General features: G+C 68.9%; 16 protein-coding genes. 10 read left to right on the plus strand and 6 right to left on the minus strand.

What is annotated here, in order from left to right; all coding sequences use genetic code 11:
* The first annotated feature begins 31 nt into the window (after nucleotides 1-31).
* On the plus strand, nucleotides 32-2,107 hold the full coding sequence (locus E0H73_RS02515; RefSeq protein ID WP_131350559.1) for a phosphocholine-specific phospholipase C: 2,076 nt from the start codon (nucleotides 32-34) through the stop codon (nucleotides 2,105-2,107).
* Here the strand turns inward: E0H73_RS02515 and ybaK are convergent, their stop codons facing one another.
* Together ybaK and E0H73_RS02525 are read right to left on the minus strand one after the other, a co-directional pair.
* Complete coding sequence (ybaK, locus tag E0H73_RS02520) at nucleotides 2,108-2,596, minus strand: Cys-tRNA(Pro) deacylase (protein WP_131350561.1); 489 nt, start codon at nucleotides 2,594-2,596, stop codon at nucleotides 2,108-2,110.
* A 66-nt stretch (nucleotides 2,597-2,662) separates the two neighbouring features.
* Entirely contained in the window at nucleotides 2,663-3,361 is a 699-nt protein-coding gene (locus E0H73_RS02525; protein WP_131352490.1) for a helix-turn-helix transcriptional regulator, read from the minus strand.
* An 89-nt stretch (nucleotides 3,362-3,450) separates the two neighbouring features.
* On the opposite strand from E0H73_RS02525, the gene folE reads away from it, so the two are divergent.
* On the plus strand, nucleotides 3,451-4,056 hold the full coding sequence (gene folE / locus E0H73_RS02530; protein WP_202867217.1) for a GTP cyclohydrolase I FolE: 606 nt from the start codon (nucleotides 3,451-3,453) through the stop codon (nucleotides 4,054-4,056).
* Between the two features lie 7 nt (nucleotides 4,057-4,063).
* On the opposite strand, the gene E0H73_RS02535 is transcribed toward folE, so the two are convergent.
* Complete coding sequence (locus E0H73_RS02535; RefSeq protein WP_131350565.1) at nucleotides 4,064-4,387, minus strand: hypothetical protein; 324 nt, start codon at nucleotides 4,385-4,387, stop codon at nucleotides 4,064-4,066.
* Nucleotides 4,388-4,673: 286 nt separating this feature from the next.
* Here E0H73_RS02535 and E0H73_RS02540 point away from each other — a divergent pair, with 286 nt between their 5' ends.
* From E0H73_RS02540 to E0H73_RS02555, 4 genes are read left to right on the plus strand one after another with little or no spacing between them, the layout of a single operon-like run.
* Nucleotides 4,674-6,080 carry a 3' terminal RNA ribose 2'-O-methyltransferase Hen1 gene (locus E0H73_RS02540; RefSeq protein ID WP_131350568.1) on the plus strand — a complete coding sequence of 469 codons (1,407 nt, stop codon included), beginning with the start codon at nucleotides 4,674-4,676 and terminating at the stop codon, nucleotides 6,078-6,080.
* Nucleotides 6,080-8,605 (plus strand): polynucleotide kinase-phosphatase, encoded by a 2,526-nt coding sequence (locus E0H73_RS02545; RefSeq protein ID WP_131350571.1) that lies wholly within the window; start codon nucleotides 6,080-6,082, stop codon nucleotides 8,603-8,605. Before E0H73_RS02540 ends, E0H73_RS02545 begins: the two co-directional genes overlap by 1 nt.
* A complete protein-coding gene (locus E0H73_RS02550) occupies nucleotides 8,602-9,888 on the plus strand; it encodes an alpha/beta fold hydrolase (protein WP_131350574.1) in 1,287 nt (428 codons plus the stop codon). Before E0H73_RS02545 ends, E0H73_RS02550 begins: the two co-directional genes overlap by 4 nt.
* Before the next feature lie 58 nt (nucleotides 9,889-9,946).
* Nucleotides 9,947-10,414, plus strand: a complete 468-nt coding sequence (locus E0H73_RS02555; protein WP_131350577.1) for a hypothetical protein — start codon at nucleotides 9,947-9,949, stop codon at nucleotides 10,412-10,414.
* Between the two features lie 4 nt (nucleotides 10,415-10,418).
* Here E0H73_RS02555 and E0H73_RS02560 read toward each other — a convergent pair whose 3' ends face one another.
* Entirely contained in the window at nucleotides 10,419-11,399 is a 981-nt protein-coding gene (locus E0H73_RS02560; RefSeq protein ID WP_131350580.1) for a carbohydrate kinase family protein, read from the minus strand.
* Between the two features lie 94 nt (nucleotides 11,400-11,493).
* Between E0H73_RS02560 and E0H73_RS02565 the strand changes: the two genes are divergently transcribed.
* The 3 genes from E0H73_RS02565 to E0H73_RS02575 are packed head-to-tail and all read left to right on the plus strand — an operon-like array spanning nucleotide 11,494 to nucleotide 14,337.
* The gene (locus E0H73_RS02565) at nucleotides 11,494-12,135 is read left to right on the plus strand and encodes an O-methyltransferase (RefSeq protein WP_131350583.1); all 642 of its coding nucleotides are present in this window, start codon (nucleotides 11,494-11,496) and stop codon (nucleotides 12,133-12,135) included.
* Nucleotides 12,136-12,142: 7 nt separating this feature from the next.
* The gene (locus tag E0H73_RS02570; protein WP_131350586.1) at nucleotides 12,143-12,784 is read left to right on the plus strand and encodes an ABC transporter ATP-binding protein; all 642 of its coding nucleotides are present in this window, start codon (nucleotides 12,143-12,145) and stop codon (nucleotides 12,782-12,784) included.
* On the plus strand, nucleotides 12,781-14,337 hold the full coding sequence (locus E0H73_RS02575; protein ID WP_131350589.1) for a DUF6297 family protein: 1,557 nt from the start codon (nucleotides 12,781-12,783) through the stop codon (nucleotides 14,335-14,337). Before E0H73_RS02570 ends, E0H73_RS02575 begins: the two co-directional genes overlap by 4 nt.
* Nucleotides 14,338-14,920: 583 nt before the next feature.
* Here E0H73_RS02575 and E0H73_RS02580 read toward each other — a convergent pair.
* Complete coding sequence (locus E0H73_RS02580) at nucleotides 14,921-15,226, minus strand: nucleoside triphosphate pyrophosphohydrolase family protein (RefSeq protein ID WP_202867173.1); 306 nt, start codon at nucleotides 15,224-15,226, stop codon at nucleotides 14,921-14,923.
* A gap of 61 nt (nucleotides 15,227-15,287) precedes the next feature.
* Between E0H73_RS02580 and E0H73_RS02585 the strand changes: the two genes are divergently transcribed.
* Nucleotides 15,288-16,205 (plus strand): glycoside hydrolase family protein, encoded by a 918-nt coding sequence (locus E0H73_RS02585; protein ID WP_131350592.1) that lies wholly within the window; start codon nucleotides 15,288-15,290, stop codon nucleotides 16,203-16,205.
* A gap of 21 nt (nucleotides 16,206-16,226) precedes the next feature.
* On the opposite strand, the gene E0H73_RS02590 is transcribed toward E0H73_RS02585, so the two are convergent.
* On the minus strand, nucleotides 16,227-17,045 hold the full coding sequence (locus tag E0H73_RS02590) for a peptidoglycan recognition protein family protein (protein ID WP_131350595.1): 819 nt from the start codon (nucleotides 17,043-17,045) through the stop codon (nucleotides 16,227-16,229).
* Between the last annotated feature and the right edge of the window lie 109 nt (nucleotides 17,046-17,154).

Consider the following 17,154-nt stretch of genomic DNA (forward strand, 5'->3'; position numbering starts at 1 on the left):
GTGGCCACAGGCCTTGCTTACTGTCCGGGGCATGACTGAGATCTCCCGGCGCCTGGTGCTCGGTTCGGCGGCGGGTGGGGCAGCGTTGTCGCTGCTCCCACCCTCGCTGCACACCGCGATGGCGCAACCTGTGCGGCGAGGTGGCTTGCGAGCGATCGAGCACGTGATCGTGCTCATGCAGGAGAACCGTTCGTTCGACCACTACTACGGGACTCTGCGCGGCGTACGCGGGTTCGGTGACCGGCAGCCGTTGCGGCTGCGCAACGGCAAGAGCGTGTTCCACCAGCCCCAGACCGGCGGTGGCGAGGTGCTGCCGTTCTCGGTCCGCGAGGCGGCGGCCGCGGCCGGCCGGCAGCCCGACGACATCCAGTACCTCGGTGCGCTGGCCCACGGCTACAAGGACGCGACCCAGGCCTGGAGCAACGGCTGGCACGACGACTGGGTCCAGGCCAAGACGTCCGCCACCATGACCCACTACGAGCGCCGCGACATCCCGTTGCAGTACGAGCTCGCCGAGACCTTCACGATCTGCGACGCCTACCACTGCTCCGTGAACGGCTCGACCAACCCGAACCGCAACTACCTGTGGTCCGGCACCACCGGCTACGAGCCCGGTACGACGCAGCGCGCGGTCACCAACGCGGCGTACGACTACAACCACCTGGGCTACGACTGGACGGCGTACCCGGAACGGCTCGAGAAGGCCGGTGTCTCCTGGCAGATCTACCAGGAGTGGGACAACTTCACCGACAACGCGGTCGAGTACTTCAAGACCTTCAAGGAATTGGGTCACCGGATCCTGGCATCGGTGCCGGGCGGCTACCGGACCACCGAGGAGTTCTACGACAAGCTCTTCGCGAAGACGCCGGCCGAGCGGACCGACGCGCTGAAGCAACTGGACGCTGCGGTCGAGCAGTTGCCGATCAAGGACCAGAAGCTGTTCCGCAAGGCGATGTACCGGTCCGAGCCGGAGTCGCTCGTCCCGCGGGTTCGCGCCGACATCAAGGCCGGGAAGCTGCCCCAGGTGAGCTGGCTGGTGCCGTCCGCGGTCGACTCCGAGCACCCCGGATCGTCAACGCCGGTGGGCAGCGCGAACCTGGTCTACGACCTGCTCGACGCGATCGCTTCGGACCCGGAGACCTGGTCCAAGACCGTGCTGCTGATCAACTTCGACGAGAACGACGGCTACTTCGACCACGTGCCGCCGCCGGTCGCGCCGCGGCCCGCTTCGGGTGAGGGCGACGACTGGTACGCCGGTCAGCCGATCGGACTCGGGCCGCGGGTGCCGATGACCGTGGTTTCGCCGTGGACCGTCGGCGGACACGTCAGCTCGCAGGTGTTCGACCACACCTCGGTGATCCAGTTCCTCGAACGCTGGACCGGTGTGAAGGAGCCGAACATCAGCACCTGGCGCCGGACCGCGTGCGGCGACCTCACGTCGGCGTTCGACTTCGACCGCGGGTACCGGCAGCCGTCGGTGGACGCACCCGGCCCGGTTCCGGCGCCGATCGCGCGCTGGAAGCCGACGCCGCCGGCCGATCAGGCGGTGCCGCAGCAGGAGCACGGTCGTCGTCCGGCCCGCGCTCTGCCTTACCAGCCGTCGGTTTCCGGCTTCGTTGCTGATGGCAAGTTGATGTTGGCCCTCGGCAACGACGGTGACCAGGCCGCACACTTCGCGATCTATCCGTACGGCGGTGAGGTGCCGCTGCCGGCGCACATCGACGTACGGCGCTCGCACCTCGAGGAGATCGCGGTCGACGGTCCGTTCGAGCTGGCGGTCCAGGGTCCGAACCGGTTCTGGGCCGAGCTGGCCGGTTCCGTCGACGGACCTGCTGCGGGACTCGACGTGCGCACCGACCGGCACGGCAACGAGCTCGAACTGGAGCTCGTCAACACCTCGCGCAAGTCGATCACGGTCAAGCTGAAGGCTCGCGGCTACGGCAGCAAGACCGTCACGATCGAACTGCGGGGCAACCAGAACCGGTCCCTGTCCTGGCCGACCGACCACGGCTGGTACGACGTCGAGGTCACCAGCCCGGACGACACGACGTACCGGCGTCGTCTGACCGGCCATCTGGAGATCGGCAAGCCCAGCATCACCGGCTGATCAGCGGGCGATCGCTGCCGTCGCCGCCTTCGTGACGGTGATCAGGTCGGCGGGGGACAGGCCGATGTCGAGACCGCGGCGGCCACCGGACACGTAGACCTTGGCGTGTTCGATGGCCGTGCTGTCGACCACCGTGGGCAGGGCGCGTTTCTGGCCGATCGGGCTGATACCGCCGACGACGTACCCGGTGGTCCGTTCGGCGGCGGCCGGGTCGGCCATCACCGCCTTCTTCCCGCCGGCCGCGGCCGCGATCGCCTTCAGGTCGAGTTGCTTGTCGACCGGTACGACGCCGACTGTGAGCCTGCCGTCAACCTCGACCAGCAGCGTCTTGAACACCTGCTCGGCCGCCAGCCCCAACGCCTCGGCCGCCTCCAGCCCGAACGACTTCGCGGCCGGATCATGATCGTACGTGTGCGTACTGAACTCGACCTTCGCCTTCGTCAGCGCAACCGTCGCGGGCGTGCCCTGACTCTGCCTACTCTTCGCCACCCGCCGAGCTTAGCCAGCGCGGACCGCTGCCACTCATCAACCACCCAGCTCCTGGATGGCGGACGCTCAGCGCTTCGCCGATGGCGGGGGTTGAGTGGGGTTGATGAGTGGTGCAGGTCCGGACACTCTCACGCAGCAGTGTCCCGCGTGCGGATCCAGCCGTGCTTCGAGCCGCTCGTCGACGGTGTTGAGGAGGCCGGTCACCAGGTGCAGGTTCATGCCGCAGACCAGGCGGGGGTGTTCGGCGGCGAGGCGGCGGAAGGGGCAGTTGCCGAGCGAGATGCCGTCGTCGTCGGTACGCGGCTCGAAACCGTGCCGCTCGAGGATCTCGGTCAGCGAGAGGCCTGATCCGGTCCTTCCCAGGGCCTCGCCGTACTCCTCGGCCTTGCGGTTGACCGCATCGCGGGGTGAAGTGCCGGTCGTCTCGGCGTCCTCGACCGCGGCCGCGAGCAGCCGGCCGGCCACGGCGTACTGGCGCTCGGGGAGAGTGATCTCGATCTCACGGTCAGACCGGTGGTAGAGCTTCGCGGGCCGTCCAGCGCCGGGGCCGGTACGCCCGGTCCGGCGTTCGAAGCCGGTCTCGAGCAGGCCCTCCTCGGTCAGCCGGTCCAGGTGAAAGGCGGCGGTGGTCCGCGGGATGCCGAGCGCGGCGGCCGCTTCCTCGCGACTCACCGGCGCCGGCTGGGCGACGACGTACTCGTACAGCCGGCGTCGGGTCGGCTCCTCGAGCACGGCGACGGCTTGCACGCTCGCGTCCCAGGACATGTCCACGGGATGATTCTATCGACAAGATCCGTTGATGAAAATGTATAGTGACGTAGTCCGTTGACCCCTCAGGGAGTGTGCAGATGGCGATGTCGGCCGATCTCGAATCCGTCCCCCTCCATATCGTCCCCGGTCGCGCGGAGATTGATCTCCCCGCCGCCCAGCGCGCCGTCGCGGATCTGCTGACCGCGCTCGGCCGGGACCCACACAGCGCGCACCTCGCCGACACCCCCAGGCGAGTGGCCGATGCGTACGCCGAGATGCTCACCCCACGCGAGTTCGAGCTGACGACGTTCCCGAACGACGAGGGGTACGACGAACTCGTGCTGGCCAAGGACATTCCGGTCCAGTCCCTGTGCGAGCACCACCTGCTGCCGTTCACCGGCGTCGCGCACGTCGGCTACCTGCCGGGGGAGCGGATTCTCGGGCTGTCCAAGCTGGCCCGCGTGGTCGAACTGTTCGCCCGCGACTTCCAGGTCCAGGAACGGCTGACCAAGCAGGTCGCGGACTGGCTCCAGGACCACCTGGCGCCGAAGGGCGTCGGCGTGGTGATCGAGGCCGAACACCAGTGCATGTCACTGCGCGGTGTTCGCGCCACCGGCTCCCGCACGGTCACGTCGTCCCTGCACGGGACGCTGCGCGAGAACCCCAGCTCGCGCCAGGAGTTCTTCGCACTCACAGGTCTGACGCCGTAGCCGGCGTTCAGGCCGTGGCGACCGCCGGTGGGCGGTGGTGGGTGTGCCGTCCGGTGGCGAGGATGTGCGCTACCTCGCCAGGGAGCAGATCCGTGCCGGGGACCGGTTCCATCTCGGAGACGTCGATCCAGCGCACTACGGTGGCTCCGCAGTGGCCGTGGACGGCGAGGATGGAGTCCAGATCCGGCCAGATCGCCGTGGACGGGTTCGGGCCGTGCCAGCGGAGCGCGACCGAGCCGTCGGTGAAGACACAGCCTTCGGCCACGATGCCGGTGCCGGAGACTCCGCTGATATCGGTGTAACGGACGAGTTCGAAGGTCTGGGGTTTCACCGGCGGACCTCGCCGGAGGGCACGGAACCGCAGTAACTCGAACTGGATTGGCCTGAGGGTGCCATGGTCCTTTCCCCGTTGGTCGGCGTGGGTGGGCGCTCACCACAAACCGGGGACATTACCGATTGTCAGCGGGGAAGGACGGTCTGTAGCGACTCTTCTTCTGTTATTCAAGTTAGAACCAAACCGGCCGACACGCCAGAGGTCTCCCCGCGTGTCTCAATCCTCGATCCGGCCCGCGGTATTTCGGTCCCGGTCCGGCCGCGTACCGTGATCGAATACGGAAGTGTTCCTGACGCTAGCCACCGACCTTGCCGGAGTAGACGCACCCGCGAGCGATTTCGGGTTCCTGTTGCACAAGAACCCGGCGCGACCGCAGGGGATCGAGGTCACCGGCGGCACAGCGCAGGTGTTCTACCCCGAGGCAACCGATGAGCGCTGTACGGCGGCCGTCCTCCTCGAGATCGACCCGATCGCGCTGGTCCGCTCCGGGCGGGGCAAGGCGCAGGAGGGGTTCACCCTCGGGCAGTACGTGAACGACCGCCCGTACGCCGCCTCCAGCCTGCTTGCCGTCGCCCTTGGCAAGCTCTTCCGGACTGCGATGAACGGCCGCTGCGACGCACGTCCTGAGCTGGCCGCCCGGCCGATCCCGCTGGAGATCCACGTCCCCGCGCTGCCGTGCAACGGCGGTGCCGAGCTGGCCGGTCGGATGTTCGGCCCGCTCGGTTGGACCGTCGACGCCCGGCCGGTGCCGCTCGATCCGGAGATCCCCGCGTGGGGTGATTCCCGGTACGTCGACCTGCGGCTGACCGGCGTACTCCGGCTGGCCGACGCGCTCAATCACTTGTACGTGCTGCTCCCGGTGCTGGACGACGCCAAGCACTACTGGGTCGGCTCGGACGAGGTGGACAAGCTGGTGCGGGCCGGTGAGGGTTGGCTCGGCGCGCACCCGGAGAAGGACCTGATCTCGCACCGCTACCTGGCCCACCGGCGTTACCTCGCAGACACCGCGCTCGAGCGTCTCGCTGAGGCCGACGGCGTCGAACTGGTGGAGGAGCCGTCGGAGGAAGGCTCGGTGTCGCTGGCGGTCGAGCGTCGCCAGACGGTTGCCGGCGTACTGCGGGAGCTCGGTGCGCGGCGGATCGCGGATCTGGGCTGCGGCGAAGGCGCACTGGTCGGTGAGCTGCTGAAGGACCCGATGGTCGGCGAGCTGATCGCGACCGACGTGTCCGCACGGGCGCTGATCGGCGCCAAGCGGCGGCTGCACTACAACGACCTGCCCGACCGTCAGCGTGAGCGGCTGCGCTTCCTGCAGTCGTCGGTCACGTACGCCGACCACCGCCTGGCCGGCCTGGACGCTGCCGTCCTGATGGAGGTCATCGAGCACGTCGACCCGCCACGCCTGCCCGCCCTGGCCAAGTCCGTCTTCCAAGCCGCGCGACCCGCCGCGGTCATCGTCACCACCCCCAACAGCGACTACAACATCCGCTACCCGTCCCTACCCGCCGGCCGCTACCGCCACCCCGACCACCGCTTCGAATGGACCCGAGAGCAATTCCAGTCCTGGGCTCACGAGGTTGCGCGTGTTTTCGGCTACATGGTGGAGTTCCGGCCGGTCGGGGCTGAGGATCCCGAGGTTGGTCCGCCCACGCAGCTCGCCCTCTTCCGCCTGCTCGAGAAGGTGGCCGCCTGATGACGACGATCGACATCCCAGCACTTTCTCTTGTCGTGCTGGTAGGAGCGAGTGGGTCGGGGAAATCCACGTTTGCGCGGACGCATTTCAAGGCGACCGAGGTGATCTCGAGTGACTTCTGTCGCGGGCTGGTGTCGGACGACGAGAACGATCAGGCGGCGAGCAAGGACGCGTTCGAGGTGCTCAACTTCATCGCGGCGAAGCGCCTCGCCGCCGGGCGTCTGACCGTGATCGACGCGACCAACGTGCAGCCCGAGGCGCGGAAGGAACTGGTTGCTCTGGCGCGCGAGCACGACGTACTGCCGGTCGCCATCGTGCTCGACCCGCCGGAGCGCGTCTGCGTGGAGCGCAACGCACAGCGGCCGGACCGCCAGTTCGGCGCCAAGGTCGTCGCCCGCCAGCGCTCGCAGCTGAAGCGCGGCCTGCGCAGCCTCAAGCGCGAAGGCTTCCGCACTGTCCACGTGCTCGACAGCGTCGACGAGATCGATGCCGTCAGCATCGAACGCACCCGGCTGTTCAACGACCTGACCGACCAGACCGGCCCGTTCGACATCATCGGCGACATCCACGGCTGCCGCGCCGAGCTGGAGCAGTTGCTGACCGAGCTCGGCTACACCCTCACCCGCGACGCCACCGGACGCCCGATCGACGCCGTACACCCGGACCGCCGCGCGATCTTCGTCGGCGACCTGGTCGACCGCGGCCCGGACACGCCCGGCGTACTGCGGCTGGTGATGGGAATGGTTGCCGCCGGCCACGCGTACTGCGTCCCCGGCAACCACGAAGACAAGTTGCTCAAGGCACTCAGAGGCCGAAACGTCAAGGTCAGCCACGGTCTCGAGACCACGCTCGAGCAACTGGCCGAGGAGCCGCCGGAGTTCCGCGACGCGGTCGAGCAGTTCATCGACGGCCTGATCTCGCACTACGTCTTCGACGGCGGCAGGCTGGTCGTCTCGCACGCCGGACTGGTCGAGCGCATGCATGGCCGCGCGTCCGGCCGGGTCCGTTCCTTCTGCCTGTACGGCGAGACGACCGGCGAGACCGACGAGTTCGGCCTGCCGGTCCGCTACCCGTGGGCGAACGAGTACCGCGGTCGCGCGATGGTCGTCTACGGCCACACGCCGACCCCGGAGCCGGAGTGGATCAACAACACCATCTGCCTCGACACCGGCTGCGTCTTCGGCGGCGCGCTCACGGCCCTGCGCTACCCCGAGCGCGAGCTGGTCTCGATCCAAGCCGCCGAGGAGTACTACGCCCCGGCGAAACCATTGCATGTGGCAACCGCGCCCACCCGCGAGCCCGACGTTCTCGAGCTCACCGACGTCACCGGTCGCCGGGTGATCGAGACGTCGGCCCACGGCCGGCTGAGCATCCGGGCCGAGCAGGCGGGCGCGGCGCTGGAGGTGATGAGCCGGTTCGCGATCGACCCGCGCTTCCTGCTCTACCTGCCGCCGACGATGAGCCCTGTCTCCACTTCAAGCGAACCCGGGCTGCTGGAGCACCCGCTGCAGGCATTCGAGACGTTCAAGGGCCAAGGTGTCACCGAGTTGGTGTGCGAGGAGAAGCACATGGGCTCCCGCGCCGTGGTCCTGCTGACCCGGGACGACGATGTCGCGGAGAAGCGTTTCGGTCTCGCCGGTCGCGGCGCGGTCCACACCCGCACCGGACGATCCTTCTTCGACGCTGCACTGGCCGACGAGCTCCTGCTCAAGCTGAGAGCCGTCGCCGAGGCGGCGGGTGTGTTCAACGAGCTCGACACGTCGTGGCTGCTGCTCGACGCCGAGCTTCTCCCGTGGAGCGCCAAGGCCGAGGACCTGCTCCGCAACCAGTACGCGGCTGTCGGTGCCGCTGCTCGCAACTCATTGCCAGCAGCAACCGCAGCACTCCAATCCGCCGCCGCAGCAGGTCTTGACGTCGACCGGTTGCTCACCGCAACAGAGCGTCGTACGGCGAACGTCGAGCGCTTCACCGCGGCATACAGAAGGTACTGCTGGCCGACGGATGGACTCGACGGTGTCCGGGTGGCGCCGTTCCAGGTGCTCGCGTCGGAAGGAGCGACATACCAGGATCGGCCGCACGCCTGGCACCTGGGGATCGCGGACAGGATGGTTGCCGCCAGCCCGGATCTGGTCACGGCGACCCGGCGCCTGTACGTCGACCTGTCGGGCTGGGATGCCGGGATCGCGTGGTGGCAGGAGCTGACCGATGCGGGCGGTGAAGGCATGGTCGTGAAGCCGGCCGCCAACCTGACCCGGACCGCGAAGGGACTCGCGCAGCCGGGGCTGAAGGTCCGCGGGCAGGAGTACCTGCGGCTCATCTACGGCCCCGACTACACCGAGCCGGCGAACTTCGAGCGTCTCCGCGACCGCAACCTCGGTCACAAGCGCTCACTCGCACTCCGCGAGTACGCGCTCGGCCTGGAGGCTCTGGAGCGAGCCGCCCGCGGTGAACCGCTCTGGCGCATCCACGAATGCGTCTTCTCCGTCCTAGCCCTCGAGTCGGAACCGGTGGACCCACGCCTATGACCAGCTACACGATCCCTGGAATGCACATCCGCGAACACACGGTCTCGGTGCCGCTGGACTGGTCCACTCCGGACGGTCCGGATCGCATCGAGGTGTTCGCCCGCGAGGTCGTCGACCCGGTCCGCAAGGACGACGACCTGCCCTACCTGGTGTACCTGCAGGGCGGACCGGGCGGGAAGGCTCCGCGCCCGGTCGAGCCGTCCGGGTGGATCGGGACGGCGCTCAAGACCTACCGGGTGATCCTGCTCGACCAGCGCGGGACCGGTCGCAGTACGCCGATCAGTGCGCGGCGGATGGAGTCGTTCGAGAGCGCCGAGGCCGGTGCGGACTACCTCGCGTGCTTCCGCGCGGACTCGATCATCGCGGATGCCGAGCATCTGCGGACGACCGTGTTCGGTGGGGTCAAGTGGTCGACGCTCGGGCAGAGCTACGGCGGTTTCCTGACGCTGAGCTATCTCTCGAAGGCGCCCGAGGCGCTGACGGCGTGCTACGTGACCGGCGGCCTCGCCTCGATCGATCCGGATGCCGCCGAGGTGTACCGGCGTACCTATCCGCGGGTCGAGGCGAAGAACCGCGAGTTCTACCGGCGGTATCCGCACAACGTGGACCGGGTTGCCGCGATCGCGGATCGGCTCGCGGCGGACGACGTACGGCTGCCGGACGGTGACCGGCTGACGGTACGGCGGTTCCAGACGCTCGGGATCGGCTTCGGGATGAAGCCCGGGTACGAGCGGATGCATTGGCTGCTCGACGAGGCGTTCGACGCGGACGCCTTGTCGGACACCTTCCTGAGCCAGGTGATGGTGGAGTCGTCGTACGACGGCGGGCCGCTGTTCGCCGCGCTGCAGGAGAGCATCTACGGGTCCGGCGAGGGTGCGACGGCCTGGGCTGCCGAGGCCGAGCGGGCGCGGCGTCCGGAGTTCGCCGAGGATGCGCGGCCGCTGCTGTTCACCGGCGAGATGATGTACCCCTGGATGTTCGAGGAGATCCGGGGACTGCGTCCCTTCCGGGGAGCCGTCGAGGTGCTGGCGGCCCGGCCGCGGTGGTCGGAGTTGTACGACCTCGATCGGCTCGCGGCGAACGACGTACCGGTCGCTGCCGCGGTGTACTTCGACGACATGTACGTCGACTCCGGGCTGCAACTGGACACGGCCCGGCGGGTCGGGAACGTGCAGGCCTGGGTCACGAACGAGTACGAGCACGACGGCCTCGGCGAGGAGCGGGTGTTCAACCGCCTGACCGAGCTGGTCCGCTCGGTGGGTGGCGGCGTCCGCGCGGACTGACTGGCAGCTTCAGGTCACCGGCCGGCCTCACACCGCGACGGGTGCGAGGCTGCCGGGCATGAGTCGCGCGCGGTGGTCCGCAGGAGCAGTTCTCGCAGCCCTGGTGCTCGCTGGATGCAGCAACGATCAGGACGCCCCGGACGCAGGGCCTGTCGTGAAGTCGTCCAGCCAGACGCCAAGCGCGACGCCCCCACCTACTCCGACTCCGACGCCAACGCCGAAACCCACGCCCAAGCCGACCCCGACGAAGCCACCGGCACCGGCGGCGGACTGCACAGGCTCGTTCGGGAAGGACGGCTCGTTCTCGTTCTCCGGGCGCCAGATCATGTCGACGACCGACGGGATCTTCAGCTGCGGCGGTGGCAAACCCGTCCAGCTGGAGCGTCTGCAGTCCGCAGTGCGGTTCTACTACGGCTCGAAGCGACTGACGCTCGGATCGCACAAGTCGGGGACGCTGGCCGGCTACCGGATCCGGGTCAGCGTCGCCAACAGCAGGCAGGCCAGCTTCACGATGGATGTGATCTGAGTCGTCAGGCCGACTTGAGGGCGCCGTCCGCCGTGGCGGCGGCGTCCGAGCCGTACGCCGACTCCAGCCGGTCGAGGAAGGCGGCGCGGTCCAGGGTGTACTCCTGGGTGCCGACCGTCTCGAGGACCGTGGTGGCCAGGGTGCAGCCGATCTGGGCAGCCGCCTCGTGGTCGAGGTCCGCGGCGCGGCCGGTGAGGTAGCCGGCCCGGAAGGCGTCACCGCCGCCGGTCGGGTCGACCAGGCCCGGGGCCGGCACGGCCGGGACCTTGGCCAGGATGCCGCCGGTGTTCTCGATGACCACGCCGTCGCCGCCGTGAGTGGTGACGCGAACGCCGACCCGCTCCAGGATCTCCTCGTGGCTCCAGCCGGTCTTCTGCGCCATCAGGCCGGCCTCGTACTCGTTGCTGAACAGGTACGTCGCCCCGTCGACGAGCCGCCGGATCTCCGCACCCTCCATCCGGGCCAGCTGCTGGGACGGGTCCGCAGCCACCGCGATCCCGTGCGCCTTCGCCAGGTCGGTGTGCTTGAGCATGCCCTCGGGGTCGTCGGCGCCGATCAGCACCAGGTCGATCCCGCCGGTCTTGGCGTGGATCGCCGCCAGGTCGAGCTCGCGCGCCTCGGCCATCGCGCCGGTGTAGAACGAGGCGATCTGGTTCGCGTCCAGGTCGGTCGTACACGTGAACCGGGCGGTGTGTACGTTCTCACAGACCCGCACGTGCGACACGTCCACACCGGCCGCGGTGAGCGCGGCGCCGTACTCGGCGAAGTCGGCACCGACCGACCCGACCAGCAGCGAGGACTGACCGAGCTGGGCCATGCCGTAGCAGATGTTCGCCCCGACGCCGCCGCGGTGGACCACCAGCTCGTCGACCAGGAAGGACAGCGAGACCTTGTGCATCTGTTCTTCCAGGAACTGGTCCTTGAACCGTCCGGGAAACGTCATCAGGATGTCGGTCGCGATCGATCCGGCGACGGCGATGCGCATACGGGGTGCTCCCTCGGGTGGGGTGGTTGATCGTCGTTCGGGCAACCCATAGAGACTACAGGCGACCGATCTAATACACGGAGGGCGGGATTCGATGGGAAATCAGGTGCAGGTGACCGACCAGTTGCACGACTACATGGTCGCGCACGGCATGCCACTGGACGAGATCGCCACCGAGCTGGTCGCCGAGACCCAGGGGCTCGGACGGGCCTCGGTCATGCTCACCACTCCGGACCAGGCCGCTCTGCTGACCACGCTGACCCGGCTGATCTCCGCCCGCCGGGCGGTCGAGATCGGCACCTTCACCGGTTTCTCGGCGCTGGCGATCTCGCGCGGGCTGCCGGACGACGGGCGGCTGATCTGCCTCGACGTGGACGACGAATGGACCTCGATCGGCCGCAAGTACTGGGAGCGGGCCGGCGTGGCCGACAAGATCGACCTGCGGATCGGTGACGCGCACCAGTCGGTGACCGAGCTGGACGGCGAGTTCGACCTGGCCTTCGTGGACGCCGACAAGGACTGGTACATCCAGTACTTCGAGGCCGTGCTGCCGCTGCTCCGGCCGAACGGGCTGATGCTGTTCGACAACACCCTGGCCGGTGGGCGCGTGGTCGGCGTTCACGACGAGGATCCGGTCGACCGCAAGGAGTTCAACGCGCACATCGCCAAGGACGCCCGCGTGGACGTGGTCATGCTCGGCATCGGCGACGGGCTCACCCTGGTCCGCAAGAAGTGAGCCGCGCGTGAGCAAGGTGGCGGCGCGCCTCGCCGTGTCGGGGCTGCAGCACAAGTACGGCGATCGCCCGGTGATCGAAGGCCTGACGTTCAGCCTCGCACCGGGGAAGGCGATCGCGCTGGTCGGGCCGAACGGCGCCGGCAAGACGACGGTGCTCAAGTGCATCGTCGGCTCGGCCGAGCCCGCGGCCGGCAAGATCCTGCTGGACGGCCTGCCGATCGACGAACGTGCCGAAGCGGTACGACGCGACGTCGCCACCCTGCTCGACGACCTGGACTTCTTCCCGGACCTGACGGCGGCCGAGCACCTCGACCTGCTCGCCCGCGCCCACGGCAACCCGGAGCCGGAGGACCTGGTCGACACCCTGCTCGACGACATCGGTCTGCTGCCCGCCGCAGACCAGCTGCCCGGATCGCTGTCGTCCGGTCAACGCCGCCGCCTCGCCCTGGCGACTGCACTGGTCAGGCCGCGCAAGCTCCTCGTCCTCGACGAACCGGAAGCCCGCCTCGACGTCGACGGCGTCCAATGGCTGTCCAACCGTCTGAGCGAGGAGAAGCGGTCCGGTACGTCGATCCTGTTCGCCAGCCACGATCCGGCCCTGGTCGAGTCGGTCGCGGACTCCATCGTCACCCTGACCCCGCTGCCATGAGCTCAGCGGACGGTCCGGTCGTCTTCGACCCGTCGGACTTCGGCGCCATCCCGACGTCGCGGGCCCTGCGCCAATGGATGCGCACGACCCGGCGGCGCCGGGCGGACCGCTCGTTCTGGCAGATCTTCGAGGACGTCTACCTGGTCCTGTTCACGCTCGCGATGGCCGGGGCGACCGGCGGCAACGTGCTTCGGCAGCTGAACGCGGACGCGTCCCGCTGTACCACGGCGGCCTGTCTGGACCTGGCGCACTACCTGCCGTGGATGCTCGTGCCGTTGCTCGTGGCAACAACGCTGCGGGTGCTGCTGAGTGTCGGACCGGTGTCGGCGTCGCGGGCAGCCGGGTTCTGGCTGCTCGCAACTCCGGTGAACCGGACGGCGTTGCTGCGGCCGGCGTACTGGCTTGTGATCGTCATTGTGGCGGTTACGGGCGCTGTGGCGTCGGTGATTGCCTGGGCGTTGCTCGGTGCGCAGTTGCGGTCGATCGGGGAAGCGTCGGTGCTGACGGCGTCGCTGCTGGTCTGCGCCGCTTGCGTCACGGTGTGGGCGCAGCAGTCGGCGGGGCGGAGCAAGTGGACGCTACGAGTGGCCGACGTGCTGCTGGTCGCGGCCGCGATTCCGGCGGTGTGGCTGGCGGTCCGCGGTGAGCCGGCGTCGGATCAGTCGGTCACTGGGACTGCGCTCGTTGCCATCAGCCAGTCTTCGTCGGAGCCGGCCCTGCTGACGTCAGCGCAGGCGCACTTCCTGGTGGTCGGAGTGGTCTGTCTGATCGTGGTGGTTGCGCTGGTGATCATCACCGCTCGGACGCTCGACAAGCTGACCCGAACCACTGTGATCGCGGGTGGCGAACTGCTGGCCGGTCTGGCCGGGGCGGCGAGCAGTCTGGACATCAGCATGCTGGCCGACGTCGTCGCGGGCCGGCACTGGCGGATGAAGGGCCGTGTGCGGACGCGGCGTGGTCGTGGGTCCCGGGGTGCTGCGCTGGTTCACCGGGAGTTCCTGCGGATCCTGCGCTGGCCGCGGCGGCTCGTGATCGGCTTCGCGCTGCTCGTCGTACCGTATGCCGTCGCGGGAACCGGGTTCGACGTACTCGTGCCGATCGCGGCCGGGTTCGCCGGGTTCGTCGCCGTACGGCCGCTGATGGACGGGCTGCGATCGGTCTGCCGCTCCACCGGCCTGGTGCGCGCGCTCGGGATGGATCTGCGCGAACTGCGGGTGATCATGGCGGTCGTCCCGGCGTTGTTCGCCGCGGTGTGGGCGGCGCTGGCGTTCCCGGCGATCGGGAGCGGAGCCGCTGCCTTCGCGGTTGCGGCCGGGATGCTGTCGGGCGCCGTACGCCAAGCCTCCGCGCGGCCGCCGTCATACTCCGGACCGCTGGTCGCCTCACCGATGGGCGCGATCCCGCCCGGCTTGTTCTCGCAGCCGATGCGAGGCTTCGACCTCCTCATCCTCTGCCTGGCCCCGGTCCTGCTGAACCTCAGCTCCACCTGGGTCCTGGCCATCCCCGGCTTCGTCCTCGCGATCATGTTCGCCATCCGCCCGAAGCAGGACTGAGGCTAGACCGATCCAGCCAGCGCTCTGGCGAGCGGCAACTGATCGGCCGGCGGCCAAACCGAACGCCCCGGGCCGAGCGGCCCGGGCGCGCGGGTTCGGCGCCGGGCGGGCGTTGTTGGGCGGCGTGGCCGTGAACACCTTGTCGTGACTGTGAACAGGTCGTGCCATGTCCGCGGTCCCCAGATCCTCTTCATGGCCCCGGCCGCCCACCCACTGGGACAGCGACCTCGGCTACCGGATGGTCCGGGTGCTGGTGCGACCTTGAGCACGGGTCGGTCATGTTTGGCGCGGAGTCGTGGACGGTGGGTGCTCAAGGTGGGGTGCGGCGGCGACCTTGGGCGCGGCTCGACCACGTACGACGCGGATCGGGTCAGCCCACCCAACGGTGGGTCGGCCAACCGCACACCGCTGGCCAACCCACCATCTCGTGGGTCAACCCACGAGATGGTGCTCAGCGGCTGCGGCAAGGGGCAGTCGGGGATTGGAGGGTCAGGAGGAGTCAGCGGGATGGGGCGCGGGCGGTTCGGGCGCGGAGGTCCGGCGCGGAGCAGTTGGCTGTCACCGAGCTCCTGGTCGAGTACGGCTAAGCCTCGTGCACGAGCCACTTCCGCTCGATCTCGCGCTCCAGATCCACGTCGTGCTGGCGCGCGAACAGGATCAACTGACAGAACACATCAGCGAACTCCTGATGAAACCCGGCCCGAATCTCCTCCGCCCCCAGCCCCTTCTCCCGCGCCCGCCCCGTTAGCTGCAGGTAAGCCTGCGTAAGCTCCCCCACCTCCTCCTGCAGCTTCAGCAAGAACCAGTCCGGATCCCGTTCAAACCCCAAGACCTCCTCATACCGCACCGACAACTTCTCCAACCGCCCCGAAAGCTCCGCAAGATCCACCCCCGTACCCAACCAGGGCCTACCGACAGTATTTGTCGGTGGGCTGGCTCAGACTGGGGGGATGGATGTGGTGGGTTGGTTGGTGGAGTCGGGGGAGCCGGCGGTTCGGGGGATGGCTCGGCGGGATTTGTTGGGGCAGGAGCACGGGGAGGACGTGCTGAGTGGGGCGATTGTTGAGGCCTTGCTCACTGGTGCCTGTGCGGACAAGCGGGCGTACCGGAAGTACACCGGCGCGCACTGGCGGATCGTTTCGCTGGTGGAGTTGGAGGTGCCGGCCGGGGAGCCGCGGGCGGTGGAGGCGGCGGAGTACGACCTTGCTGAGGTGACGCGGTCACTCGAGTACGGCGTGAGTGTCGTCGACGGACTGGTACGGCGGTGTGGCTCGGTCGAAGGGAACACCCTCGGAGCGTGTGCCCGGCTAGGTATGGCGACGGATCCGCGCGTCCAGCGGCTGGCGGAGGGGCTGATCGAATGGCAGTGGCCTGACGGCGGTTGGAACTGCGACCGGAACGCGTCCGGCCGGCGTTCGTCGTTCCACGAGACGCATTCTGCGGCGTGGGGCCTGCACGAGTACTACCGCGCCACCGGAGAGACAGCCGCGCAAGACGCCGCCTTACGGGCAGGGGAGTTGTTCCTGGAGCACCGGCTGTTCCGGAGTCTGTCGACCGGTGCGGTCATCGACAAGCGATGGCTACGACCGACGTACCCGCCGTACTGGCACTACGACATCCTGCAAGCGCTGCTGGTGTTGTCCCGGCTCGGACTGGCACGCGACGAGCGCGCCGCCGACGCACTGGACGAGCTCGAGCAGCGGCGACGACCGGACGGCCGGTGGAACGCCGGTACGCCGTGGTTCGGCCCACTCGGTGGCACGCGGTCACCAGAGGTCGTCGACTGGGGACGGAGCGGTCCGAACGAGATGATCACGCTCAACGCGCTCCGGGTACTCACCGCCGCCGGGCGCCGTACGTTGCCTTGAGCAACGTACGGCGCCCGGTCGCTACTTCTCTGCGTCGGGCGCCGGGAGCGGCTCGGGGTCTCTGCCGATCTCGGGCACCTCGGATTCGTCGGCCGGCACCTCCCCATCGGGCTGCGGCTCCGCAGCCGGGACGAGCGGCTGGTCGAGGCCGTTGTCCTCGCTGATCGCCGCCCGGGCGACCGAGGCCTCGATCCGGTTCAGTTGCTTGCGGATGGCGGTCCCGGTGCCGGTCGGCGCCGCCCAGAACCTCCTCATGTACTCCTCGATCTCAGCCTGCATCATGGCCCTGAGCTGAGCTTGTGTGTACGGCAAATCGTCCTCCACGTGACCTGGGGTGAACTCGCCGCGGGCGAGCGCCGCCCGGGCTGCGGGGCCGGGACAGTCGGTACCGCCCGGCCGGACCGCGGAGTGCGGCCTGATCGCCGTACCGCGGGGAAAGATCTTGCGGAAGTCGGCGATCACCGCGCGGGTGGTCGCCTTCAGCGCGGCGGTCGGCTGCTCGCCGGTGACCAGCACCAGCAGGATCGCGCCGTACCGTTCGTTGAGATCGGCGTTGCCGTTCGCGCCGGACTGCGTCCGCAGCCCGCGCAGCGTCCAGGCCCGGCCGGCCTGGTCGACGGCGACCTGGTACGCGATGTCCGACCAGCCCCGGTCGTCCATGTGGTAGTTCTGCCAGCCACGCAAGGCCGACGCGACCGCCGCCTGGCTGTGGATGACACTGGTCGTTCCGGTCCCGGGCCAGTGGATCACTGCCCCCTGGACGCGGGAGACGGTCAGGTTCCCCGGCCCGTCGTTCGGCGGCCGCGCCCTCCAGGCGGACCGCGGCAGGTATGTCACCATCCAGTTGCTCCTCACGTGCCTCACGAGCACCGCAAACTCGCCGCTGGCACTCGGTAATCAACCGACCACACTCGGCGCACAGTCGTCAAGGCTGAACGGACGTCCTGTC

Source organism: Kribbella pittospori, from assembly GCF_004331465.1.
GTDB lineage: Bacteria > Actinomycetota > Actinomycetes > Propionibacteriales > Kribbellaceae > Kribbella > Kribbella pittospori.